This is a genomic window from Paractinoplanes polyasparticus (assembly GCF_019710575.1).
GTDB lineage: Bacteria > Actinomycetota > Actinomycetes > Mycobacteriales > Micromonosporaceae > Actinoplanes > Actinoplanes polyasparticus.
The window spans coordinates 1-23,326 of the sequence record NZ_JAHWFK010000007.1 but is presented as its reverse complement, the minus strand read 5'-3'; the positions used below and the strand labels follow the sequence as shown (position 1 = coordinate 23,326).

Here is a 23,326-nt window from a genome sequence, read left to right as displayed (position 1 = left end):
GCCGGCCGCTGACGCGTCAGCGCAGAGCGCCGGCCAGCGATTCGAGGTTGTCGGTGTCGGTCTTGCCGACGATGACGACCGTGCGGCTCTGATCGGCCAGCACCAGCGCGCGCTCGCCGGGGCGGGCGTTGTAGAGGCGCCACACACCGGTCTGGGCGCGGAAGTTGCCGATCGGCTCGGCGTCCTTGCTCAGCTCCTGCGGCAGCAGGGTGGCCGCGGGCACGTTGCTCTGCACCAGCTGGATCGGGTCCTTGTCGGGGTCGACATAGCCGATCCGCAGGGTCGCGCCGTTCTCGGCCCGGCGGAAGGTGGCGCTGGAGGTGTGCCAGTCGTCGCCGAGGCCCTGCGCCACCAGCACCGGGAACAGCTTCGACTGCTGCGCCTCCTGCACGGTCGGAGCCGGGTCGATCGCGATCGGCTTGTCGCCGTCGAGCACGAGGCGATAGAAGGTCAGCAGCAGCGCGATCGGGATCAGCAGGACGGCCAGCGACATCGCCATGTCCTTGGGTGACCGCTCCGAACCCCGCGCGAGCCGCACCGGCGCCTGCGGCCCAGGCTCAGGAGCGGGCGAAGCGTCGGCGTCGGTGGGGGGTGCGGCGCCGGCGTCCGCCTCGGGCTTGGCGGACGCTGCGGAGTTGGCCGGTGCGGGCGATGCGGGTTCCACTCACCCATTGTTAACCATGTCGCTGAGCCGAGACTTCGCGCGTCCGCGCGTGTGAGGATCGGTGGACTACACCCCGCAACGTCGCGAGGAGGCGCCCATGCCCGCACGGGTCCCGCAGGATCTCGACCGCAACATCGCTCTCGATCTGGTTCGCGTCACCGAGGCCGCCGCCATGGCGGCCGGCCGCTGGGTCGGGCGCGGCGACAAGAACGGCGGTGACGGCGCCGCCGTCGACGCCATGCGCAAGCTGATCAATTCGATTCAGATGCGCGGCACCGTGGTGATCGGTGAGGGCGAGAAGGACGAGGCGCCCATGCTCTTCAACGGGGAGCGGGTCGGCGACGGCACCGGCCCCGAGGTCGACGTGGCCGTGGACCCGATCGACGGCACGACGCTGATGAGCAAGGGCATGCCGGGCGCCGTCGCGGTGCTGGCCGTGGCCGAGCGCGGCGCCATGTTCGACCCGAGCGCCGTCTTCTACATGGAGAAGATCGCCGTCGGCCCGGACTGCGCCGACGTCATCGACATCAACGCCGGCACGGCTGAGAACCTGCGCCGCATCGCCAAGGCCAAACGGTCGAGCATCAACGACGTGACCGTCTGCATCCTCGACCGGCCGCGGCATGCCACGCTGGTCGAAGAGGTGCGCCAGGCCGGCGCGAACATCAAGTTCATCTCCGACGGCGACATCGCCGGCGCGATCTCGGCGGCGCGGTCCGAGTCCGACGTGGACGTGCTGATGGGCATCGGCGGCACCCCCGAGGGCATCACCGCGGCCTGCGCGCTCAAGTGCCTGGGCGGCATGATCCAGGCCAAGCTGTGGCCGCAGGACGCCGCCGAGCGCGAGAAGGCCCTGGCCGCCGGGCACGACCTCGACCGCGTGCTGACCACCGACGACCTGGTCACCGGCGACAACTGCTTCTTCGTGGCGACCGGCGTGACCTCGGGCGACCTGCTCAAGGGCGTGCGTTACCGCTCCGGCGGCGCGCACACCCAGTCGATGGTCATGCGCTCCAAGAGCGGCACCATCCGGGTGATCGACTCGTACCACCGGCTCGAGAAGCTGGCCCTGTACTCGGCCGTCGACTTCGACGGCCACCTGCCGACCGTCCCGCTGGGCGACGGCGACCCGGTCATCTGAGAACTGGACCGCGATCCGGTTGTCTGAGAACTGGACGGCGATCCGGTTGTCTGAGAACTAGCTGATGGCAGGGTCCGCCCATTGGCGGGCCCTGCCATTGCCTGGAACTATCGAAAGATGAGTTACGGGGCGCAAGCGCGAGCGGACGCAGAGGCGAAGTTCGGCACGGACGCTTTCTACGCGTCCCTGGGACGGGCATTCGTCACCATGTGCGCCGTCATCCCGGTGCTCTTCCTGGTCGAGGCGATCGACGTCGGCATCGGCTCGGGCCAGCTCGACGTGGCCGGCGGCATCATCCCCCACCGCATCGACGGGCTCGACGGCGTGCTGTTCAGCCCGTTCCTGCACGCCGGGTGGGACCACCTCTACGGCAACGCCGTGCCGCTGATCCTGGTCGGCACGTTCGCGCTGGCCGGCGGCACGAAACGGTTCATCTGGTCGACCTTCGTGATCATGCTGGTGAGCGGTCTCGGCGTCTGGTTCGTGGGCGACCCTCAGAGCGTGGTCGTGGGGGCCAGCGGCGTCGTCTTCGGCTACCTGGGCCTGCTGCTCACCCGCGGCCTGGTCGAGCGCTCGTGGTGGAACCTCGGCGTCGCCGCCTTCATCGGCCTCCTGTACTGGTACCAGCTCTACAACATCCTGCCGACCGACCAGCCGATCTCGTGGCAGGGACACCTGCTGGGCCTGCTGGGCGGCGCGATCGCGGCCGTCATCTTCCGCCGCAAGCGGGTGCGCCCGGCCCCCTCCACCAGCAGCACGTCGACGTTGGAGTTCTGATCAGCGCAGCTTGCGCACGGCGGCCTTGATCGCCGGGCGGAAGGTCGAGATCTGGGTGTAGACGCCCGGGTAGCCGTCCCGCGCGCAGCCCAGGCCCCAGCTCACGATGCCGACCTGCACCCATTCGCCGTGCCGGCCGTGGCCGATGATCGGTCCGCCGCTGTCACCCTGACACGTGTCGACGCCGGGCGAGCCGGCACAGAACTGCTCATCGGGCACAAGAGCCACTCCCGCTTTCTTGTACGCGGTGGCGCATCTCTCATCCGGCACGGTCAGCACGGTCGCGTAGTGCAGCCGATCCTCCTGCTGGATCGAGTCCTCCCGAGTCTGGCCCCAGCCCATCACCACGTACCGCCCCTCGCCGATCGACTCCCGGCCGATCGGCAGGGTCGGCAGGTGCAGTGGCTTGTCGAGCCGGACGACCGCCCAGTCGTCGCCGCGGACCTCGTTGACGAAGCCCTCGGCCCGGATCACCCGCTCCGACTGCGCGGTCTGGGCCCGCCGGGATTTGAGGTCGGTGACACCGGCGGTGACGACGATGCTGCTGTTCTTCCCGGTGCCGTCCACGCAGTGTCCGGCGGTCAGCACCACTCGGGGCTCGACCAGGGTCCCGCCGCAGCCCATCGAGAGCCGTACCGCCCACGGGAACTTGCCCTGCGGCGCCACCAGCCCACCGACCACGTCACGGGCCGGGCGCGTGTCGCTGACAGCCTGAGCGGACTGCCCACCGAGCAGCAGGACCGTGGCCAGCGCCAGCAAAGCGGCTTTTCGGACCATGCAGACATTTGATCACAATGAAACGGGCCGCGCGGTTAGCCGCGCGGCCCGTCACCAAGCTCGTCTACTTAGTACCAACCCACGTCCTGCGAGTGTCCCCACGCGCTGCACGGGGTGCCGTAGCGACCCTCGATGTAGCCGAGGCCCCACTCGATCTGGGTGGCCGGGTTGGTCTCCCAGTCGCTGCCGGCCGACTTCATCTTCTCGCCCGGCAGGGCCTGCGGGATGCCGTACGCCCCCGAGCTGCGGTTCTCGGCCTTGTGGTTCCAGCCGCTTTCCTTCTTCCACAGCTTCTCGAGGCAGGAGAACTGGGAGATCTTGAAACCGGCGTCGAGCATCAGCGTGCAGCCGATGGCCCGGTTGCCACTGAACTCGTCGCAGGAGGCCGGGATGTCGCCGGTGAACTCCGGCGTGCTGCCCGAGCCCTCGTCGCTGTCCTTCTTGGCCGCTTCTTCCTCGGCCTTCTTCCTCGCGGCAGCGGCCTCGGCCTTCTTCTGCGCGATGACCCTCTTCTCGAGCTGGTGAGCCTTGCCGGCGGCGGCCTTGGCGGCGCTCGCGGCCTTGGCGGCGGCGTCACCGGCGGCCTCGCGCTGAGACGCGCGGGCGGCGGCGTGCTCGGCCTGACGTTGCTTCAGCAGCTGCACGTCGTCGACGGCGACCTGCGCGACGACGCTCGCTTCGGCTGACTGCTGGACTTCGCGGTCTTGTCCGAGGTAGATGCCGGTGGCCGCACCCGCAACCAGCAGGCTGACCGAGGCAACTCGTACTCCGACCCGGCTCCAGAGCCGATTCACGAAGTTTCCCTTCGTCGGGGGCAATGACGCGGCATCCGGCCACCAGGTCGATCAGTGGCTGAACACGCCGCGAGCGCCCGGCCCGGAATCGGGTCGGCGCGGGGTCTGAAGTCGATCTCCGACGACGGTGACCCCGCATGGCGCTCGTCAGACACCATGGCCCACGGTGAAGTGGATGTGAAATGACGACGCGGTCTTGTGAACTTGCTCACATAAATTTCACGCTCATACCGGGTGAAATACCCCGGAAATTGCATCACTCCGAAGGGGAATCCGTGATCACGCCACGGATTCCCCTCACCACTCAGAGTGGAATTTCCTCCAGCAGGTCGGTGACCACTTCGGCGATCGGCGAACGCTCGGATCGGGTGAGCGTGACGTGGGCGAAGATCGGGTGGCCCTTCAGCGCCTCGATCACCGCCGTGACGCCGTCATGCCGGCCGACGCGCAGATTGTCGCGCTGGGCCACGTCGTGGGTGAGCACCACCCGCGAGCCCTGCCCGATGCGGGAGAGCACCGTGAGCAGGACGTTGCGTTCCAGCGACTGCGCCTCGTCGACGATCACGAAGGCGTCGTGCAGGCTGCGCCCGCGGATGTGGGTCAGCGGGAGCACCTCGAGCATGCCGCGGGCCATCACCTCTTCGACCACGTTGGCGTGCACCACGGCGCCCAGCGTGTCGAACACGGCCTGGGCCCACGGCGACATCTTCTCGTTCTCGGTGCCGGGCAGGTAGCCCAGCTCCTGGCCGCCCACGGCATAGAGCGGACGGAAGACGATCACCTTTTTGTGGCGGTTGCGCTCCATGGTGGCTTCGAGCCCAGCGCACAGCGCCAGCGCCGACTTCCCGGTGCCGGCCCTGCCACCCAGCGAGACGATGCCGATCGACTCGTCCAGCAGGATGTCCAGGGCGACGCGCTGCTCGGCCGACCGGCCGCGGAGGCCGAACGCCTCCCGGTCACCGCGTACCAGCCGCACGGTCTTGTCGGGGTTGACCCGGCCCAGCGCCGACCCGCGTGGCGAGTGCACCACCAGACCCGTGTGGCAGGGCAGGTGGTCGACCTCCTCGAGTTCCAGCTCCTCGCCGCTGTAGAGCGCGTTGACCTCTTCCTCGCCCAGCTTCAGGTCGGCCATGCCCGTCCAGGTCGGGTCGCTGGCCTGACCGTGGCGGTATTCATCGGCCGTGAGGCCCACCGACGCCGCCTTGACCCGCAGCGGCATGTCCTTGCTGACCAGCGTGACCTCGCGGCCCTCGGCGGCCAGCCCGAGGGCGACCGAGAGGATCCGGGTGTCGTTCGAGTCGTTGCGGAAGCCCTGCGGCAACACGCTCTGGTCGGCGTGGTTGAGCTCGACGCGCAGCGTGCCGCCCTCGTCGTTGCAGAGAACGGGCTGGTCGAGCCGCCCGTACTTGATCCGCAGTTCGTCGAGAAGACGCAGCGACTGCCGCGCGAACCACCCGAGCTCGGGATGGTGACGCTTGCCCTCCAACTCGCTGATGACCACGAGGGGAATGACCACCTCGTGATCGGTGAAGCGGCGGAACGCCGCCGGGTCGGACAGCAGGACCGAAGTGTCCAGAACGAAAACACGGCCCGCGGGGGCCGGTTCTGCGTCAGCGTGCCTGTCCCGGGACTTGCGCCCGGTGCGCGCTGTGCTGGGGGAGACTTCGGCGGCCGAGTCGCGGGCGACGTCGGCGTCTGATCGGCGAGATGTCACAGGCCTGCTCCAGCGGCGGGCGTGCAACCCGGTACGCCCGCGGTCCGCCACCTCCGGCGCCCGTCTCATGCACGGGGTCGGATTGCGGGCCCCGTGGCGCACTTGTCGCTGGTCCGGGCCGGCCGGCTGGCTCGGGATGACCCCGTGCCATGACTCAAACGCTAGCGGTCAACTGCGCAACGCGGTAGTACGCAAAAACGGGTGACGGGCGACGTCCAGGCAAATTTCTCCGGCATGAAACGTCACCTCAGGCGGGTAATCTGACGACGTGGCACAGACTCCGCGTCCGACCCATCCGCCGAGCATCGCCGAGGCCTGGGCGTTCACCGCCGCCCACGCATCGGCGACCACCTTCTTCTTCGACTTCGACGGCGTGCTCTCACCCGTCACCGACGACCCCGACGCGTCCCAGCCCGCGGCGGCCGTCCTCGGCACCCTCGAACGCCTGGCCGAGGTGGTCCAGCGCGTCGCGATCGTGTCGGCCCGCCCCGTGAGCTTCCTGCGCTCCCGGTTCGCCTCGCTCGATCACGTCGACCTCTACGGCTTGTACGGCCTCGAGGTGTGGCACGACGGCAAGGTCGTCACCAACCCCGCTGCCGAGCCCTGGGTGCCCGCGATGGCCGAGCTGGCCGATCGGGCCCGGGCCGAGCTGCCCGCGTCAACCCTGGTCGAATACAAGCGCCTCTCCGTGGCCCTGCACTACCGCACCGCCCCGCACGAGGCGCCCGCGGTCGAGCGTTGGGGTCACGAGCAGGCCGAACAGCTCGGGCTGCGCATCCAGGCCGGCCGCATGGTGGTCGAGCTGAAGCCCCCCGTCGACCAGGACAAGGGCATGGTAATCACCGAGGGCGTCCGCAACGCCGGGTCCGCGTGGTATTTCGGGGACGACATGTCCGACATCAAGGCGTTCGACGCGCTGCGCGCCCGCGAGGCCGTCGACCCGTCGTTCTTCGGGGTCGCGGTCGCCGTGGCCAACCCCGAGACGGGCGCCGAGGTGTCCAGCGCAGCCGACCTCACGCTCGAGTCGCCCGACGCGGTCGCGGCCTTCCTCAACGAGGGCCTGCGGAACTTCTAGGCGCCGTAGCGGCGCTGCCTGCTTCCGTACGACCGAAGGGCCCGCAGGAAGTCGATGCGGCGGAAGTCGGGCCAGTTGGCGTCGTGGAAATAGAACTCCGAGTGCGCCGACTGCCACAGCAGGAAGCCGGAGAGGCGCTGTTCCCCGCTGGTGCGAATGACCAGGTCGGGGTCGGGTTGCCCGCGGGTGTAGAGGTGCTCGGCGATGTGCTCGACGTCGAGGATCTCGGCCATCTCCTCGATCGTGCGCCCGGCCGCGGCCTGCTCGTGCAGCAGTGACCGCACCGCGTCGGCGATCTCGCGGCGACCGCCGTAGCCGACCGCCAGGTTGACCTCGACGCCGATCGTACGGTCGCGGGTCTTCTCCTGTGCCGCCTTCAAGGTCGCCGCGGTGGCGGCGGGCAGCACGTCGAGCGCGCCCACCATGCGCAGCCGCCACGGGTTGCCGTCCTCGGCCAATTCGGTGGCCAGATCTTCGATGATCTTCACCAGCGGGTCGAGCTCGGCGGCCGGGCGTTGCAGGTTGTCGGTGGCCAGCAGATAGAGCGTGACGTGCTTGATGCCGGCCTGGTCGCACCAGGTCAGCAGCTCCTTGATCCGGGTCGCGCCGACGCGGTGGCCGTCGTTGGGGTCGACGAAGCCCATCTCGCGGGCCCAGCGGCGGTTGCCGTCGCACATGACGCCGACGTGCTGGGGCACGGGCTTACCGGCCAGCTTGCCGGCCAGCCGACGTTCATACACGCGGTAGAACGGAGTTGAAATCAACGACCGCAGACTCATCGCTTAAAACCCTAGCCCTTGTCGGCGACGACTCAAGGGGCGGCCGGGTGACGCCGGCCCAACCGGGACGCGATGCGACCGATCGTGCGGAGGTCGAAAACTCCGTCACCGAGGCCAAGCTCCACCATCCGGTCGAAGACCTCACCATCTCGGGCAGCCGCCGCCACCGCGGCGTCGACGACCCACGACTGACGGGTGAGTGACGCCGCAAAGCCGGAGTGCCGCAGATGCCGGCCGAGCCGGTGACGAAGAGCACGCCCGTACCGTTCGGCGACCCGCTCCGAACCGGCCGCGGCCACTTCGCCGGCCAGGGCTCCGGAGAGGACGGCGTAGAAGATGCCCTCCCCCGTGAACGGGTTGATCAGCGACAACGCGTCCCCCGCGAGCAGCACCCGCCCCCGCGCCGGCGGCGGCCGGTGGGTGGACAACGGCAGGTGGTGCCCGCGCAGCCCGGTCGGCTCACGGCCCGGCAACAGGTGCTGAAGGCGTTCCACCAGGTACGCCCGGGACAGCGCGCTCCCCCGCAGGACTTCCCCGTAGCCGACGTTGGCGGTGCCGTCGCCGAGCGGAAACTCCCACGCGTACGCCGGCCAACGCGCCCGGGTCGTGATGATGATCTGCTCGGTGGTGTTGGTGGTGCGCGCGTAGCCCCGCAGCGCCACGGCCAGGTGCCCCGGCGGGTTCACCGGGAACCCGAGCGCCCGCCGCACCACCGAGCCCGCCCCGTCGGCCCCGATGAGCACTCCCGCCCGCCACCGCCCGTCGATGACAACGCCGCCGGCCGTGGCGCGAACCGACCGTACGGTGTGTCTGCGCAGTTCCGCGCCGGCCGCCACCGCCGCCCGCACCAGCCGTTCATCGAAGATCCGTCGCGGCACAGTGTGCGCCACCCGGGGCAGCGGCCGCGCGACCGCCGAACCACCCGGCCCGACCAGCCGCAGGCGCTCGATCGCCGGGTAGCCGGCGGTGACGCCGTGCACGCCGAGTCCTTCCAGGACCGTGACCGCGTCGGCCGCGATGCCGTCACCGCACGGCTTGTCGCGAGGAAACTCGGCCCGGTCGAGCAGCACCACCGAAGCGCCCACCCGCCGGGCCGCCAGCGCGGCCGCCGACCCGGCCGGGCCGGCTCCGACGATCGCGACATCGAACTCCCGCATACGAGAATCCTCGGTGATGAGCAGCGCCGGGGCATCCCGTGTCCCGCGTCAGAAGGCGATGTCACCGTCCCGATCGACGAACCGCCCGGAGCCGTGACCGGGGCCTTCGGTGGCGAGCGCGACAACGGCGTCGGTGCCCTCGGTGACGGTCTGCGGGCCGGAGTGGCCGTTGAAGTCGGTCGCGGTGTAGCCCGGGTCGGCGGCGTTGATCCGGATGTCCGGCATCGCCTTGGCGTACTGGGTCGTCAGCATGGTCAGCGCCGCCTTGGACGACGTGTAGGCCGGGAAGACCGCTTTCGACTCGGCCCGGGCCGGGTCGTGGGTGGCCGCCAGCGAACCCATCCCGCTGCTCACGTTGACCACGACCGGGTCGGCCGAACGCCGGAGCAACGGCAGGAAGGCCTCGGTGGCACGCACCACGCCGACGACGTTGACGTCGAGCACCTCGCGGATGTCGGTGACGCTGGTCGAGCCGTACGTGCCGGGGATGCCCGCGTTGTTGATCAGGACGTCGACACGTCCCTCGTGCCGCTCGACGTCGGCGGCGGCCGCGGCGACCGACTCGTCGTCGGTGACGTCGATGCGGACGAACCGGGCGCCGAGCGCCTCGGCGGCGGCCGCGCCCCTCCCGGCGTCGCGGGCGCCCAGCAGGACGGTGTGGCCGAGCTCGACGAGCCGGCGGGCGGTCTCGTAGCCGAGGCCCTTGTTGGCCCCGGTGATGAAGGTGATCGTCATGCGTCCCATCGTTCGTCGTCGCCGACGGCGCAACCAGGGAAGACTGTTACCACGCTGGACCGCCGCCGGCGCGTCACAATCGGCCTATGACCTCGGAACTCGGCTCCTCTCTGCGCGCCTGGCGCGACCGTCTCGCCCCCGCCGACGTGGGGCTGCCGGGCGGCCGCGGGCGACGGGCGGCCGGGTTGCGCCGGGAGGAACTGGCCGGCCTGGCCGGCATCTCGGTCGACTACGTCGTGCGCCTCGAACAGGGCCGGTTCCGCACCCCGTCGGCGCAGGTCGTCGCCGCGCTGGCCCGGGCGTTGCAGCTCACCGCGGCCGAACGCGACCACCTGTACCGACTGGCCGGCATCGCACCGCCGGCGCACATCTCCGACCACATCCCACCCGGTCTGCAGCGGATGCTGGGGCGGCTGGGCGACACCGCCGCGGTCGCCGTGTTCGCGGCCGACTGGCAGCTCATCCAGTGGAACCGGGGCTGGGCGGCGCTGCTGGGCGACCCCTCCCCGACGCCACCCGCGCTGCGCAACTTCGCTCGCGACAGCTTCCCCGTCGAGGGCGCCGTCCCGCAGCTGTCGCATTGGCCGGTGACCTCGCTGTCCCGGCCCGCGACCGAGGCCGCCATCGTCTCGGACCTGCGGCGGGCGACGGGCCGCTTCCCGGACGACCGCCGTCTCGCCACGCTGGTCCGCGACCTCGTCCGCGGGAACCGCCGCTTCGCCGAGCTGTGGGCCGGGGGTGCGGTGGGCGCCCACCGTGAGGACCACAAAATCGTCGATCACCCCTCGGTCGGGCCGATCGCCGTCGACTGCGACGTGCTGAGCGACGGCGACGCCGAGCTCAAGCTGGTGATCCTCACCGCCGCGGCAGGCAGCGACGACGAGATCAAGCTGCGTCTGGCTCTGCTGTCCGGTGTCCTCTGAGGAGCCCATACCAGGTGAGCAGGGCGGCAGCCAGGAGCGGGGCGCCGTCCCGGACGAGGCCGTCGAGGCCCAGCAGGAAGTAGCAGAGCGGCAGGTCCCAGGCCAGCACGAACAGGGTCAGCCAGGCCAGGTAGCGCCGGGCGCCGGCCTTGCCGCGCATCAGGAAGAAGGTGCCGAGGAGCACCGCATAGCTGACACCGATGCCCGCGGCCAGCCAGAACAGGACGGCGAGCAGCCATTCCGGGCGGTCGCGCAGCTCGCCGAACGAGATCAGGCACGGCACGAGCATGAGCGGGCTGTAGGTGAACGCCGCGATGCGGGCCGTCAGCAGCCAACCGGTCACCGGGGCCTGGCGTGGGGTGGCCTCTTGCATGCGGAGGCCCTCGCGGGTGAACACGAGGCGGTTCGGGTGGCGCACCAGGTGTTCGCGGACGACCGGGTGGCGGTAGAGCATGGCGACCACGGCCCCGCACAGGAGGACCAGCGCCGCGAAGCCGATCACGCCGGGGAGCGGGGGCAAGCCGGAGCGCGGCACGACCAGACGGCCCACGGCGAAGATCGTGGTGACGGCCAGGATCAGGCCCAGCGGTCGAGCGACGGCCCGGTTCCGCCGCACCTGGCGGACGAGCAGGAGCCAGCCGAGGGTGCGCAGCAACGCCCAGCCGGTGCGCACCGCCAATCCGAAGCCGTGCGATGGCGCGTACAAGTAGTTGAGGACCTCGACCACGACGGTGGCCGCGGCCGTGGCCAGCAGGAGGGCGGTCAGCGCGCTCAGCGCACGTGGCCGCCGCTCCGCATCGATCGTCACCACCGGGTCTTACCCGGTGGCCGCCGAAATCAGGCCAGGCGGGCCTTCAGCGCGTCCAACTCGGCCCACAGCACGGTCGGCAGTTTGTCGCCGAACTTCTCGAACCACTCGGTGACCTGCGGGATCTCGGCCAGCCACTCGTCGCGGTCAACGCGCAGCGCCGCTTCCAACTGCTCGTCGGTGAGGTCGAGGCCGGTACGGTCGATGGCCGCCACGGTCGGCACGTGGCCGATCGCCGTCTCGACCGCTTCGCCCCGGCCGTCGAGCCGCTCGACGATCCACTTGAGCACGCGGCTGTTCTCGCCGAAGCCGGGCCACAGGAACCCGCCGTCCTCGTCGCGCCGGAACCAGTTGACATAGAAGATCTTCGGCAGCCGGGCCGCGTCGCCCGAGGCGCCCTTGGCCATGTCGATCCAGTGCTGGAAGTAGTCGCCGGCGTGGTAGCCGATGAACGGAAGCATCGCCATCGGGTCGCGGCGGACGACACCGACCTGGCCGACCGCGGCCGCCGTGGTCTCGCTCGACAGGGTCGCGCCGAGGTAGACGCCGTGCACCCAGTCGCGGGCCTCGGCGACCAGCGGGACCGTGGTCTTGCGGCGCCCGCCGAACAGGATGGCGTCGATGGGCACGCCGCGGGGGTCGTGGTATTCGTCGGCCAGGATCGGGCACTGCTCGATGGGCGTGCAGAATCGGCTGTTGGGGTGGCTCGAGGGCGCGTCCGAGTCGGGGGTCCAGTCCTCGCCCTTCCACGACACGAGGTGCTCCGGGGGCGTGCCCATGCCCTCCCACCAGATGTCGCCGTCGTCGGTCAGGGCCACGTTGGTGAAGACCGAGTTGCCGCGGGCCAGCGTGCGCATCGCGTTGGGATTGGTGTGGAAGTCGGTGCCGGGAGCGACACCGAACAGGCCGTACTCGGGGTTGGTCGCCCAGAGCCGGCCATCTTCGCCGAAGCGCATCCAGGCGATGTCGTCGCCGACGGTCTCGACCTTCCAGCCGGGCAGCGTCGGTTCGAGCATGGCCAGGTTGGTCTTGCCGCAGGCCGACGGGAACGCGCCGGCGATGTAGCGGACCTGACCCTCGGGCGACGTCAGCTTCATGATCAGCATGTGCTCGGCCAGCCAGCCCTCGTCGCGGGCGGCCACGCTGGCGATCCGCAGCGCGTAGCACTTCTTGCCGAGCAGCGAGTTTCCCCCGTACCCGGAGCCGAAGGACCAGATCTCGCGGGTCTCCGGGAAATGGGAGATGTACTTGGTCTCGTTGCACGGCCAGGCCACGTCTTCCTGGCCCGGCTCGAGCGGAGCGCCCACCGAGTGCAGCGCCGGCACGAAGTCGGCGTCGGAACCCATCGCCTCGAGCACTGCCGAGCCCATCCGCGTCATGATCCGCATGCTGGCCACGACGTATGGGCTGTCGGTCAGTTCCACCCCGAACATGGGCTTCACATTGGTTTGCATCGGTTTTCCGCCGCGGGAAGGCGCAGTGTCGAGCGGGCCCATGCAGAACGGCACGACGTACATCGTTCGACCGCGCATGCAGCCGCGGTAGAGCTCGGTCATCGTCGACTTCATCTCGGCCGGGTCCATCCAGTTGTTGGTGGGACCGGCGTCGGCCTCGTCGGCCGAGCAGATGAAGGTGCGTTCCTCGACGCGGGCGACGTCATTGGGGTCGGTGCGGGCCCAGAACGAGTTCGGCTTCCGGGCCGGATCGAGGCGGACCAACGCGCCCGACTCGACGAGCGCGTCGGTGAGCGTCGCCCACTCCTGCTCGGAGCCGTCGCACCAGACGATGCGGTCGGGGGTCGTCAGTGCGGCAACCTCGTCGATCCAGGCGGCCAGGCGGGCGTGCGCTTTCACAGCGGTCAAGACGTGCTCCTTCGGTCGGCGCTGACCAATGACCGCAGGGCCGGTCAGCGCCGGCCCGGGTCTTGGGGAGTTGGCTCAGCCTAAGCCGCGGACACGTTGAGTTCATCGGCCGTTGCTGTGGATAACCGCACAATCCTCGGCCGTGGTGCTCGTACGCGATCGATCCTTCGACCAAGGGCGCAGTTCCGCGCAACATCGCCGGAACGGCCGGGCACGCCCAGCCAAAGGTCGACTTTCGCAAAACGGACGTAACCGCCTAAGCTGGTCGTCATCGGGCTTTCCTCTTACTCCCGCCGCAGGAGGCAGGAATGACGATCCCGGGCAGTCCGCCGGACACCGAGCTGCTGGCCGCCGTCCGGGCCGGGGACACGGCGGCGTACGGGACGCTTTACGAACGCCACCGCGCAGCCGCACGCCAGTTGGCGTGGGGCCTGACGAGCGACCCGGCCGACGTCGACGACCTGGTCGCCGAGACGTTCGCCAAGGTGTTCGCCTCGCTGCGAGCCGGGCGGGGCCCTCTCGTCGCCTTCCGCGCCTACTTGCACACGACCATGCGGCACGTCTGCTACCACCGGGCCCAACGCGATCGCCGGCTCGAGTTCACCGACGACCTGACCCGGTACGACGAGGGCCAGCCCTACGTCGACCCGGCGCTCGACCGGCTGGAGCGCACGTACGCCGCGGCCGCCTTCCGCCAGCTGCCCGAGCGCTGGCGTGACGTGTTGTGGCAGACCGCCGTTGAAGGGAACAGCCCGGCCGAGGTGGCCGGAATGCTGGGCATGACGCCCAATGCGGTGGCCGTGTTGGCCCACCGCGCCCGGGAGGGGCTGCGCAGCCTCTACCTCCAACAACATGTGACCACCGCCGACCACCCTGAGTGCCGGTGGGCGGGTGACCGGCTCGGTGTCCACCTGCGCGGGCGGCTCGCCCCGCGGGACGGCAACCGGATGCGCGTCCATCTGGGGTGGTGCGCCGAGTGCCGGAAGAGAGTGGCCGAGATTGCCGAAATCAGCGAGATCCACCCTCCGTACCGGCAGCGTCACCATGCGGGATCAAGCGGTTAAGACTCGCCAACGAAAACAGCGGTCCGTGACTGCCCCCGGTACTCTCGGGACCGTGCCCGCATCCTCGTCGCCGCAGCCGTCCGGCTTGCGCTACCGGCTCCGGGCACTCATTCGCGAGCTGGGCAAGTTCGGCACGGTCGGCGGCGTCGCGTTCGCCATCGACGTGGCGATCTTCAACGTGCTGCTCCAGGCCGGCTTCGAGACGCTGATCGCCAAGACCATCTCGACGGTGATCGCCACCACGTTCGCCTTCCTCGGCAACCGGTTCTGGACGTGGCGTCACCGCGCCCACGCCAACATGGCCCGGCAGTACACGGTCTTCTTCGTGCTCAACGCCATAGGCCTGGGGATCGGTCTCGCCTGCCTGGCGATCAGCCACTACGGTCTCGGGCAGCTCTCACCCGTCTTCCAGACCCAGCTCGCGGACAACATCTCGGGCCAGCTGGTCGGCACCGCCGCCGGCTCGCTGTTCCGATTCTGGTCCTACCGCCGGTTCGTCTTCCCGGCCTCGACCCCGCCGGGCACGCCACCACGACACGAGAACAGCGCGGCCGGGCCAACCCCGCCGCCAGCCCCCGTTCGTGACACGGCGTAATTGCCCTCTCTCCCGTAAGGTTGCTCAATGCCCTCAGCTCGTGCGCTGACGGAACACCTGCGCCGTCTTGCCCCGGAAGTCCTGGCATTCGGCGTGATCGGTGCCGGAAACACTCTGCTCTACCTGGTGATCACGTGGGTCGCACTGCCCATCGGCGCCGTCAAGGCCAGCGTCATCGCCACGGTGGTGACGACCACCCTGGCGTACATCGCCAACCGGTACTGGACCTACCGCAAACACAGCCGCACCGCCCTGCGCCGGGAGTACACGCTCTTCTTCGGCTTCAACCTGGTCGGCATGGTCATCCAGTCCGGGTCGATCGCCGTCGGCAAGTACGGCTTCGGCCTGACCGAGGCGAACGACGCGCACGCGTTCATGGCCGTCACCGCGGCCGGCATCGTGATCGCCACGGTGTTCCGCTTCTGGGCCTACCGCACCTTCGTCTTCCTCAAGCCGCCGGTCGACGGTCACGAGGGTGACCTCGCCGAGCTGGACGCGGTGGCCGGCCTGGCCGAGCTGAGCGCCGAGGACGAGCCGGGCAGCGTCGCGCAGCTCGACGCTCGACGCTAGCCGCGCTGCTTCTTGAACAGAAACCCTTTTCGTTGTACGGGGACCTCGCGCTCGTCCTCGTCGGCGTCATCGTCATCGGGGCGCAACAGACGGTCCTGCTCGATCAGCTCGTAGAGCAGCGTCTGCACCTGCTGGGCCCGCGGCACGGCGGTCAGCACCACGGCCCGCTCACCGATTGAGTCGATCTTGAGGGTGCCCGTGCCGAACAGCCGGTCGAGCACCGACTGGGTCACCACGTGGTCGTTGACCCGGTTGAGCGGCAGGTCCCGCCGCTCCCGCGCGATCACGCCGTCCTGCAGCAGGATCCGCTCGTCGGTCAGCACGTAGTGGGTGCACCGCCAGACCACCAGGGGCGCCACGCCGTACCGGACGCCCTGATAGACCATGATGGCCGCGACCACCAGGAACGCGATGCGGCCGCCCTCGGTGACGGGCAGCATCACCCAGGCCACGGCGGTCACGACGACGGCGATCAGCACGAGCAGGCCGGGACCCAGGGCCGTCTTCCAGTGCGGATGCAGGTGGAGGACGAGCTCCTCCTCCTCGGCGAGAACTTCAGCGGGGAACGCCACGCGGTCAGCGTACGTGCAGCACGTCACCCGCCGAGACACGATGCTCGGCGCCGTCCGCCGTCCGGACGACCAACTGGCCGGCCGCGTCCACCTCGGTCGCCTCGCCGGTCAGCGTCTCGCCCGCCGGCAGCAGCACCCGCACCTGCCGGCCGATCGTCGAGCAGCTCCGGCGGTACGCCGCGAGCAGCCCGGACATCTCCGCGTCGCCGCCCGCCTCGCGCCACCCCGCGTACCACGAGGCGAAGCCGCGCAGCAGTGCCCGCAGCAGCGGGTCGCGGTCGGTCACGGCGGCGCCGGCCACCCGCAGCGAGGTGGCGGGCAGCCCATTGGTCTCGGGAAGTTCCTCGGCGCGGGTCGTCACGTTGAGCCCGAGCCCGACCACGACCGCGTCGCCGGACACCTCGGCCAGGATTCCGGCGCACTTGCGCTCGCCCACGAGCAGGTCGTTCGGCCACTTCAGGGTCGCCTCGACCTCGGCCACCCGCTCGACCGCGTCGCGCAACGCCACGCCCGCCAGCAGCGGCAGCCAGCCGAACGTGGCCGGCGACAGGGTGCGCCACTCGTGCTCACGGTCGGGGCGGCCCGGTCGCAACAGGACACTCAGGGTAAGACCGGCCCGGGCCGGAGAGACCCACTGCCGGTCGCGGCGGCCCCGGCCCGCGGTCTGCTGTTCGGCCACGACGACCAGGCCCTCGGGTTCGCCCTTGGCGACGGCGGCGCCGACGTCGGCGTTCGTGGAGGCCGTCTCGGCGACGACCTCGACCCGCGTCCACAGGCTGCCCGGGGTCACCAGGGCGCGTTCGAGCGAGCGCGGTGACAGCGGAGGTCGGTCGAGGTCCGTGAACGGCGAGGACATTCGCCGAGCCTAACCTCTATCTGGGCGGGGGCTCGGCGGCGTGACGGCTGACATATACGCGGGTGCTGCGGTCGGGGGGTTCGACGGACGGGCGAGGGCGGGGGCGCGGGCGGCGACGGCGGGCGGGCGGCTGGTCGTCGGAGACGGCGGCGAAGAGCTGGGTGGTGGGGAGCGCTTCGTTCTCCGTACGCCACTCGCGTCTTTCCCGGCGGTCGCTGCGGCTCTCCTGCTTCTCCGCGCGGCCTGCCCGCTTCTCGTTGCGGGCGGACCAGCTGCGCGGCAGCCCGAACCGTTGCTCGTCGGACCGGGCCGAGACCACCTCGGTCGGCTCGTGCTCGACCGGGGCCAGGTCGAAGCCGGTGGCCGGTTCGTAGTCGGGGACGGAAGGGAGGCGCTCGACGGGTGACGGCCAGCCGTAGCCCTTGGCCGAGGGCTCGGGGTCCGGGTCGAGATCGACCGGGATCGGCGTCCAGTACTCGCCGGACGGGGGCTCCTCGGGGACGTGCCGGTAGTCGGGGCGGACCCAGCCCTGGATGCGGTGGCCGTAGCGCTCGCCCGCATAGTCCGGCTCGTCGTCGTCGAGGTCGTCGAAGCCGGGAACCGGGTCGAGCTCCAGGTCGGGCACGAGCTCGAGTCCGACCAGCTCAGCGAGCTCGGGGCCGTGATCGACGGGCTCGGGGACGAAATCGAGGGGCTCGGGCGCGAAGTCGTCGGACTCGACGGACTCGGGCGCGAACTCGACGGGTTCGGGCAGGAAGTCGGCGAGCACGCGTTCCGGCTCCGCCGAGGCGGCGCGCGGATCATCCTCGTACGAAAAAGGCTCTTCGCCCTCCTCGGCCAGCCCGATCGACGCCAGCGCTCCCCGCGCCTCCTCCTCGGCCGGCGGGATCAGCGGTTCCGGCGCCCGGCCGCGCCGCCGGCTTCCCCTCGTACCGCGAGGCTTGGCCTGGATGTCGGCCGCCTCGGCAGTGTGCGCATTGCGCCCGGCGCGGCGGCTGCCCCGGCCGAACAGCACGGATCGGAAGCAGATCAGCGTGGCGAGCCCGCCGGCGATGAGGGCGATCCCGGCCGCGGTCATCCAGTTGGTCACGACACAGGTAACGAATGGGGCATTGAGTGCGAAACGCACGCGTAGCGGCGCGAGGCCTGCTACCGCACTACGATCATTACTGACCAGTACACCGCCGCCCGTGGAGAGCGCAGGAAGCCACCGTGACCGACATCCACACCACCGCGGGCAAGCTCGCCGACCTCGCCCGGCGCACCGACGAAGCCGTGCACGCCGGCTCGGTCCGAGCGGTCGAGAAGCAGCACGCCCGCGGCAAGAAGACGGCCCGCGAGCGCATCGAGATGCTGCTCGACGAGGGGTCGTTCGTCGAGCTCGACGCGCTGGCCCGGCACCGGTCCACCAACTTCGGCCTCGAGAGGAACCGCCCGTACGGCGACGGCGTCGTGACCGGCTACGGCACGGTCGACGGCCGGCAGGTCTGCGTCTTCTCCCAGGACTTCACGATCTTCGGTGGCTCGCTCGGCGAGGTCTTCGGCGAGAAGATCGTCAAGGTGCTCGACCTGGCCATGAAGATCGGCTGCCCGATCATCGGGATCAACGACTCCGGCGGCGCCCGCATCCAGGAGGGCGTGGTCGCGCTCGGCCTCTACGCCGACATCTTCTTCCGCAACGTCCGGGCCAGCGGGGTCATCCCGCAGATCTCGCTGATCATGGGCCCGTGCGCGGGCGGCGCCGTCTACTCCCCCGCGATCACCGACTTCACGGTGATGGTCGACCAGACCTCGCACATGTTCATCACCGGCCCCGACGTGATCAAGACGGTGACCGGCGAGGAGGTGGGCTTCGAGGAACTGGGCGGCGCCCGCACCCACAACAGCCGCAGCGGCAACGCCCACTACCTGGCGTCCGACGAGGACGACGCGATCGACTACGTGCGCGCGCTGCTCTCCTACCTGCCGTCGAACAACCTCGACGAGCCGGTCGTGTTCTCGGAGTCCGCGCCGCGCGATCCGGATCTCGAACTGGACACGCTGATCCCCGACTCGGCCAACCAGCCGTACGACATCAAGAAGGTCGTCGAGACGGTGGTCGACGACTTCCTCGAGGTGCAGCCGCTCTACGCGCAGAACATCGTGGTCGGCTTCGGCCGGGTCGAGGGCCGCCCCGTCGGCGTTGTCGCCAACCAGCCGCTGCACCTCGCGGGCACGCTCGACATTGCCGCCTCGGAAAAGGCGGCCCGTTTCGTCCGTACGTGTGACGCCTTCAACATCCCGGTGGTGACCTTCGTCGACGTGCCCGGCTTCCTGCCCGGCACGTCACAGGAATGGGACGGCATCATCCGGCGCGGGGCGAAACTCATCTACGCGTACGCCGAAGCCACCGTCCCCAAGGTCACCGTGATCACCCGCAAGGCCTACGGCGGCGCGTACGACGTGATGGGCTCCAAGCACCTCGGCGCCGACCTCAACTTCGCGTGGCCCACCGCGCAGATCGCCGTGATGGGCGCCCAGGGTGCGGTGAACATCCTCTACCGGGCCGAACTCGCCGAAGCCGAGGATCCGGCCGCCCGTCGCGCCGAACTGATCCAGGAGTACGAGGACACGCTGGCCAACCCGTACATCGCCGCCGAACGCGGCTACGTCGACGCGGTGATCATGCCGTCCCAGACACGCGCCCAGGTCGCCCGCGGCCTGCGCACCCTGCGCACCAAGCGCGAATCCCTGCCGCCCAAGAAGCACGGCAACATTCCCCTCTAAACGGGGTTGGTCAGCAGCAGGACGCCGCCGTAGACCAACGCGACCATCGAGCCCAGCCAGAACAGCGCCACGAAGAACGCATCGGACAGACCGGTCGCCTTGGCCAGCGTGCCGGTGTCCGGTTCGCCGCCGTTCTTCCAGTTGCCGTACAGCTCGGGGATCTGCCGGGTGCCGCCCATCAGCAGAAACCAGATCCAGATGTACGTGAACACGAGCTGGACGTCCGCACTCGCGCGCATCGCGACTGTCCACACGAGCGCGCCGGTCGCCGGCACCGCGATGAACCCGAACACGTTGCGCACCATGACCAGCAGCACGGCCAGCAGCACCAGGGTCATGAGCAGGATCGACCGGGGACTGATGCCGCGCACCAGCATCCACGCGCCGGCCAGCCCGAAGATCGAAGGGCCGAGGTAGCCGGCCAGCCCCGCCGCCAAGGTCTGCAGGACCGACCATTTCTCCTGCCGGTAGGCGGTCGAGCCGCCGCCGCCCCGATCCACCCGCACCTTCTTGACGAACAACCCGGTGAGCGACCCGAACATGGCATGCCCACCCTCATGGGCAATCGTGATGGCGTGCGTGGTGACCCGCCACAGCGGCACAGCCGCGACAAAGGCGAGCACCGCCGTCGTCCACGCCAGCCCCGGATCATCCATGCCCCGGAAGCTAACGCCCCCGACGCACCCGCCCCATCACCCTTTGGTCCGGATACGTGACCTGAAGGTGGCGTTCCGTGATTGCCATTCATGCCTGCGGAGTGCCCACCACTGCCACGCCGGGCACCTTGTCCGGCGCCGTCCTGGCCAGGCACCCTGCCCGCTGCCGCCGTGGTTGACGGCCTGTCCGCGGCCGCTGCGGCCGAGTGCCCCGGCCGCCGCCGTGGTGGTCGGGCCGGACGGTGTCGCCCTGTGCACGACTCCGTTTCCGACCGTCGTCGCCTGTGGACAACGAGCCACCCCGCCGGCCGCCGGCGCCTACTGTCCCTCACATGCCCCTTGGTGGGAGGGGGCTAGGTTCTGTTTCGTAGTTGGGGTGGGAGCGAGGCGCGGTCCAGATTTCGTCTGGTGGTGGCCCGTGGAAGCCCGGCTCCCGGTGTTGGAACCGGGTTTTCACGGGACGCCGCCAGGCGGGATCTGGGCCTCGCCGCAGCCCCGCCTCAACTACGAAACAGAACCTGCGGATGGGGCCGCGAAATGAAGATCAAGAAGTGGTTGCCGGGAGCCACTGGCCGGCGAGCAGGAAGGCGCCTGCGACCAGGGCGGCGAGGTTGACGGCCAGGAAGATGCCGACCCAGAAGATGGCGGGCACGTGGGTGACGTGGGCCAGCTGGTCGGCGTCGGACTCGGGCATGCGGCCGCGCCGGCGCAGGCTCTGGAGTTCGAAGACCGGGCGTACGCCGCCGAAGAGCAGGAACCACACCCCGGCGTACGCGAAAGCGGCTTGCACTTCCGGTGTCGCGTACCACGAGACCGCGAAGACGATGGCGCCCGTGACGACCAGGGAGAGCACGCCGAAGAGGTTCCGGATGTTGATGAGCATGAGCAGCAGGAGCACCACGGCCAGCCAGAGCAGCAGCGTGATGCGATTGCCCCCGAGCAGCCAGGCGCCCAGCAGGCCAACCAGCGACGGCGCTATGTAGCCGCCCAGCAGGGTGAGCATCATCCCGGGGCCAGTCGGGCGGCCCGACGACAGCGTCAGGCCGGAAGTGTCGAACTCGAGCCGGATGCCGCGCAGTCTGCGCCCGGTGAGCAGGGCGAACAAAGCGTGCCCGCCCTCATGGGCGATCGTCACGGCGTTGCGGGCGATCCGCCACACCGGGCGGAAGGCCACCGCGAGCAGGCCGGCCAGCGCGGTGAGCAGCACCAGCAGACCGGGCGGGTCCGGTTGGGCACCGAGCAGCTTGTCCCAGAAGTCAGTCACGCCTTCGATCGACACAGCGCGGAACTGTATCCGATCTCGCTATGCGGGTCCTGGTACGCGCGGGACTTCTGTTGCGCGGCGACCTTTGTCAGGCGACGACCGTTGTCAGGCGACGACCGTTGTCAGGCGGCGGCTCTTGTCATGCAGCGGCTTTTGTCATGCAGCGGCTTTTGTCATGCAGCGGCTTTGTCAGGCGGCGGCTTTGTCAGGCGGCGGCTTTGTCAGGCGCGGCGACGGATCACGGATTCTGCGGCTACGGGGGTCGCACGCCTCGTGAGCAACGGACGGGCGGCGACGAAGCCCCCGGCCAGCACCGCCAGCGCGACGAGCACCGAGATCGTGACCAGAACACCCGCCGCGGCGGCGAGAATGGCCAGGTCAGCCAGGGCGACCAGCATCCACAGGGCCATCGTGGGCTTCCTGCCGTGTCGTCGGCAGTTCATGTCGTACCTCCCGATCGTGATGCGACATGAACTACCCATTCATTCGCGTCATCACTCACCGGAGTTACTTTTTGGGCTGAAACCCCTGGTAAACACGCTTGAGATCGGCCTGCGAGGCGTCCCAGTCGTCGGGTGAGACATACCAGGAGATCGAGTACGCCTGGCTGTCGCTGACGATGATGTTGCGCTTCACCGCGTGCTGGGGGTTGCCGCTGCTGGTGGTGTAGAAGAACTCCCAGTCAGCGGCCTGCTTGAAGTAGTTGCTGACCGGGACCAGCTTCACCTTCTGGTAGTCCCGGTAGTCCCGGCCCGCGCGGTCCCGCTCCTGCTGCTTCCAGTCGGCGAGCGCGTCGGGCTTCGGCTCGTCGGTCTGGTCGATCAGCAGCAGGCGGTTGTTCCACTCGATGCGGGTCTCGCTGCCGGACTGCCTGATCGAGGCGCTCTTGGGCAGCGGCACCTTGTAGCCGGAGCCGTCCGAGTACACACGCCAGGTGCTGGGCAGGGCCAGCCCGGCCGGGCTGGACGGCGCCGTGGGCTTCGGCGTGGACGGGGCGTTGCTGGGGGCGCCGGCAGCCGGTTTCTGCGACGCGCCGCCGGCCGAGACGGTGGGGACGACTGGCGGTTGCTGCGACTGGTCGTCGTCGCCGCCGTCGCCGCTGCCGAGGACGCCGATGAGCACGACCACCAGCACGATGATGAGCAGCAGGACGCCGCCGGCGACGGCGGCCTGGCCGTAGGTCAGGCGCGTGCCGAAGACGGTGACGCCGGGCGACTGGCGCACGGGCATGGGAGCCCAGGCCGGGCGGGACGAACGATTGAATGCGGGCGCCGGGCTCAGCGGTTCGGCGTCGTCAATCGAGGTGTGCTTTCGCCGTGCATTGGCCGGCAATTCGGCACGCGTACGGTCCTGAGGCGCCGCGGGTGCGGCCGGGAGATCCTTGGCCTGCGCCTCGGCGGCCTTGGCCTTCGCGTCCGGGGTGTCACTCTTCGCGCTGGTCGTTGGAGCGCTGGCCTGCCCGGCGGAGGAGGGGCTGCCCGTCTTCGTGGTGGCCTCAGCGCTGCTCAGCGCAGCGCTGTCGCCTGCGGCGCTGTCCTGCGCGGCGTCGCTATCCGTGGTGTTGCTCTGAGCGGCGTTGCTCTCCGCAGCGCTGTCTTCCGAACTCGCACTGGCGACCTGGGCACCACTCGTGGCGGCTGCCTCTACGGCACTGTTCTGCGGGGCGCTGCTCTCGGCATCGCCGGCCCGCGAGGTGCTGTTCTCGGCATCGCTGGCCTGCGCGGCGCTGCTCTCGGCATCGCTGGCCTGCGCGGCGCTGCTCTCGGCATCGCTGGCC

At 69.9% G+C, this 23,326-nt stretch carries 24 protein-coding genes; 8 read left to right on the top strand and 16 right to left on the bottom strand.

Going from position 1 to position 23,326, the window contains the following annotated elements:
* Positions 1 to 16 precede the first annotated feature (16 nt).
* Positions 17 to 664 (bottom strand): DUF4245 domain-containing protein, encoded by a 648-nt coding sequence (locus KXC43_RS09430; RefSeq protein ID WP_308129024.1) that lies wholly within the window; start codon positions 662 to 664, stop codon positions 17 to 19.
* Between the two features lie 97 nt (positions 665 to 761).
* Here KXC43_RS09430 and glpX point away from each other — a divergent pair, with 97 nt between their 5' ends.
* Both glpX and KXC43_RS09420 read left to right on the top strand, forming a co-directional pair.
* On the top strand, positions 762 to 1,805 hold the full coding sequence (gene glpX / locus KXC43_RS09425; protein ID WP_221375606.1) for a class II fructose-bisphosphatase: 1,044 nt from the start codon (positions 762 to 764) through the stop codon (positions 1,803 to 1,805).
* A gap of 117 nt (positions 1,806 to 1,922) precedes the next feature.
* Positions 1,923 to 2,582, top strand: a complete 660-nt coding sequence (locus tag KXC43_RS09420; RefSeq protein ID WP_221375605.1) for a rhomboid family intramembrane serine protease — start codon at positions 1,923 to 1,925, stop codon at positions 2,580 to 2,582.
* Here the strand turns inward: KXC43_RS09420 and KXC43_RS09415 are convergent, their stop codons facing one another.
* From KXC43_RS09415 to phoH2, 3 genes are all read right to left on the bottom strand, one after another.
* On the bottom strand, positions 2,583 to 3,359 hold the full coding sequence (locus tag KXC43_RS09415; protein ID WP_221375604.1) for a S1 family peptidase: 777 nt from the start codon (positions 3,357 to 3,359) through the stop codon (positions 2,583 to 2,585).
* Positions 3,360 to 3,427: 68 nt separating this feature from the next.
* Positions 3,428 to 4,153, bottom strand: coding sequence for an aggregation-promoting factor C-terminal-like domain-containing protein (locus KXC43_RS09410; protein ID WP_221375603.1), 726 nt, complete (start codon positions 4,151 to 4,153; stop codon positions 3,428 to 3,430).
* Between the two features lie 304 nt (positions 4,154 to 4,457).
* Complete coding sequence (phoH2, locus tag KXC43_RS09405) at positions 4,458 to 5,867, bottom strand: RNA 5'-3' helicase PhoH2 (RefSeq protein ID WP_221375602.1); 1,410 nt, start codon at positions 5,865 to 5,867, stop codon at positions 4,458 to 4,460.
* Between the two features lie 268 nt (positions 5,868 to 6,135).
* Between phoH2 and otsB the strand changes: the two genes are divergently transcribed.
* The gene (gene otsB, locus KXC43_RS09400) at positions 6,136 to 6,942 is read left to right on the top strand and encodes a trehalose-phosphatase (protein WP_221375601.1); all 807 of its coding nucleotides are present in this window, start codon (positions 6,136 to 6,138) and stop codon (positions 6,940 to 6,942) included.
* On the opposite strand, the gene KXC43_RS09395 is transcribed toward otsB, so the two are convergent.
* The 3 genes from KXC43_RS09395 to KXC43_RS09385 are packed head-to-tail and all read right to left on the bottom strand — an operon-like array spanning position 6,939 to position 9,613.
* Positions 6,939 to 7,721, bottom strand: a complete 783-nt coding sequence (locus KXC43_RS09395; RefSeq protein ID WP_221375600.1) for an isoprenyl transferase — start codon at positions 7,719 to 7,721, stop codon at positions 6,939 to 6,941. The two genes, otsB and KXC43_RS09395, sit on opposite strands and share 4 nt — an antisense overlap.
* A 32-nt stretch (positions 7,722 to 7,753) precedes the next feature.
* Positions 7,754 to 8,878, bottom strand: coding sequence for an NAD(P)/FAD-dependent oxidoreductase (locus KXC43_RS09390; protein WP_221375599.1), 1,125 nt, complete (start codon positions 8,876 to 8,878; stop codon positions 7,754 to 7,756).
* A gap of 48 nt (positions 8,879 to 8,926) precedes the next feature.
* On the bottom strand, positions 8,927 to 9,613 hold the full coding sequence (locus tag KXC43_RS09385; RefSeq protein WP_221375598.1) for an SDR family NAD(P)-dependent oxidoreductase: 687 nt from the start codon (positions 9,611 to 9,613) through the stop codon (positions 8,927 to 8,929).
* A gap of 86 nt (positions 9,614 to 9,699) precedes the next feature.
* On the opposite strand from KXC43_RS09385, the gene KXC43_RS09380 reads away from it, so the two are divergent.
* Positions 9,700 to 10,536: a helix-turn-helix domain-containing protein gene (locus tag KXC43_RS09380; RefSeq protein WP_221375597.1), complete on the top strand. Its 837-nt coding sequence runs from the start codon at positions 9,700 to 9,702 to the stop codon at positions 10,534 to 10,536.
* On the opposite strand, the gene KXC43_RS09375 is transcribed toward KXC43_RS09380, so the two are convergent.
* Both KXC43_RS09375 and KXC43_RS09370 read right to left on the bottom strand, forming a co-directional pair.
* The gene (locus KXC43_RS09375) at positions 10,499 to 11,344 is read right to left on the bottom strand and encodes a hypothetical protein (RefSeq protein WP_308129023.1); all 846 of its coding nucleotides are present in this window, start codon (positions 11,342 to 11,344) and stop codon (positions 10,499 to 10,501) included. The two genes, KXC43_RS09380 and KXC43_RS09375, sit on opposite strands and share 38 nt — an antisense overlap.
* 29 nt (positions 11,345 to 11,373) lie before the next feature.
* Entirely contained in the window at positions 11,374 to 13,206 is a 1,833-nt protein-coding gene (locus KXC43_RS09370; RefSeq protein WP_255643804.1) for a phosphoenolpyruvate carboxykinase (GTP), read from the bottom strand.
* 308 nt (positions 13,207 to 13,514) lie between these two features.
* On the opposite strand from KXC43_RS09370, the gene KXC43_RS09365 reads away from it, so the two are divergent.
* The 3 genes from KXC43_RS09365 to KXC43_RS09355 are packed head-to-tail and all read left to right on the top strand — an operon-like array spanning position 13,515 to position 15,435.
* Positions 13,515 to 14,270: a sigma-70 family RNA polymerase sigma factor gene (locus KXC43_RS09365; RefSeq protein ID WP_221375595.1), complete on the top strand. Its 756-nt coding sequence runs from the start codon at positions 13,515 to 13,517 to the stop codon at positions 14,268 to 14,270.
* Positions 14,251 to 14,865, top strand: coding sequence for a GtrA family protein (locus KXC43_RS09360; protein ID WP_221375594.1), 615 nt, complete (start codon positions 14,251 to 14,253; stop codon positions 14,863 to 14,865). Before KXC43_RS09365 ends, KXC43_RS09360 begins: the two co-directional genes overlap by 20 nt.
* Before the next feature lie 27 nt (positions 14,866 to 14,892).
* A complete protein-coding gene (locus KXC43_RS09355) occupies positions 14,893 to 15,435 on the top strand; it encodes a GtrA family protein (protein WP_221375593.1) in 543 nt (180 codons plus the stop codon).
* Here KXC43_RS09355 and KXC43_RS09350 read toward each other — a convergent pair.
* Genes KXC43_RS09350 through KXC43_RS09340 form a run of 3 tightly spaced genes read right to left on the bottom strand, consistent with a single transcriptional unit; the run spans position 15,432 to position 17,953 of the window.
* Positions 15,432 to 16,007 carry a PH domain-containing protein gene (locus tag KXC43_RS09350; protein WP_221375592.1) on the bottom strand — a complete coding sequence of 192 codons (576 nt, stop codon included), beginning with the start codon at positions 16,005 to 16,007 and terminating at the stop codon, positions 15,432 to 15,434. The two genes, KXC43_RS09355 and KXC43_RS09350, sit on opposite strands and share 4 nt — an antisense overlap.
* A gap of 4 nt (positions 16,008 to 16,011) precedes the next feature.
* The gene (locus tag KXC43_RS09345) at positions 16,012 to 16,863 is read right to left on the bottom strand and encodes a biotin--[acetyl-CoA-carboxylase] ligase (protein ID WP_221375591.1); all 852 of its coding nucleotides are present in this window, start codon (positions 16,861 to 16,863) and stop codon (positions 16,012 to 16,014) included.
* Between the two features lie 16 nt (positions 16,864 to 16,879).
* Positions 16,880 to 17,953, bottom strand: a complete 1,074-nt coding sequence (locus KXC43_RS09340) for a hypothetical protein (protein WP_221375590.1) — start codon at positions 17,951 to 17,953, stop codon at positions 16,880 to 16,882.
* 122 nt (positions 17,954 to 18,075) lie between these two features.
* Here KXC43_RS09340 and KXC43_RS09335 point away from each other — a divergent pair, with 122 nt between their 5' ends.
* Positions 18,076 to 19,629 carry an acyl-CoA carboxylase subunit beta gene (locus KXC43_RS09335; RefSeq protein ID WP_221375589.1) on the top strand — a complete coding sequence of 518 codons (1,554 nt, stop codon included), beginning with the start codon at positions 18,076 to 18,078 and terminating at the stop codon, positions 19,627 to 19,629.
* Here the strand turns inward: KXC43_RS09335 and KXC43_RS09330 are convergent.
* From KXC43_RS09330 to KXC43_RS09315, 4 genes are all read right to left on the bottom strand, one after another.
* Positions 19,626 to 20,285 carry a M50 family metallopeptidase gene (locus KXC43_RS09330; protein WP_221375588.1) on the bottom strand — a complete coding sequence of 220 codons (660 nt, stop codon included), beginning with the start codon at positions 20,283 to 20,285 and terminating at the stop codon, positions 19,626 to 19,628. The two genes, KXC43_RS09335 and KXC43_RS09330, sit on opposite strands and share 4 nt — an antisense overlap.
* 544 nt (positions 20,286 to 20,829) lie before the next feature.
* Positions 20,830 to 21,564, bottom strand: a complete 735-nt coding sequence (locus KXC43_RS09325) for a M50 family metallopeptidase (RefSeq protein ID WP_221375587.1) — start codon at positions 21,562 to 21,564, stop codon at positions 20,830 to 20,832.
* Between the two features lie 206 nt (positions 21,565 to 21,770).
* The gene (locus KXC43_RS09320) at positions 21,771 to 21,959 is read right to left on the bottom strand and encodes a hypothetical protein (protein WP_255643803.1); all 189 of its coding nucleotides are present in this window, start codon (positions 21,957 to 21,959) and stop codon (positions 21,771 to 21,773) included.
* A gap of 97 nt (positions 21,960 to 22,056) precedes the next feature.
* The coding region (locus tag KXC43_RS09315; RefSeq protein ID WP_498370560.1) for a serine/threonine kinase C-terminal domain-containing protein at positions 22,057 to 23,326 on the bottom strand (1,270 nt) is incomplete at its 5' end.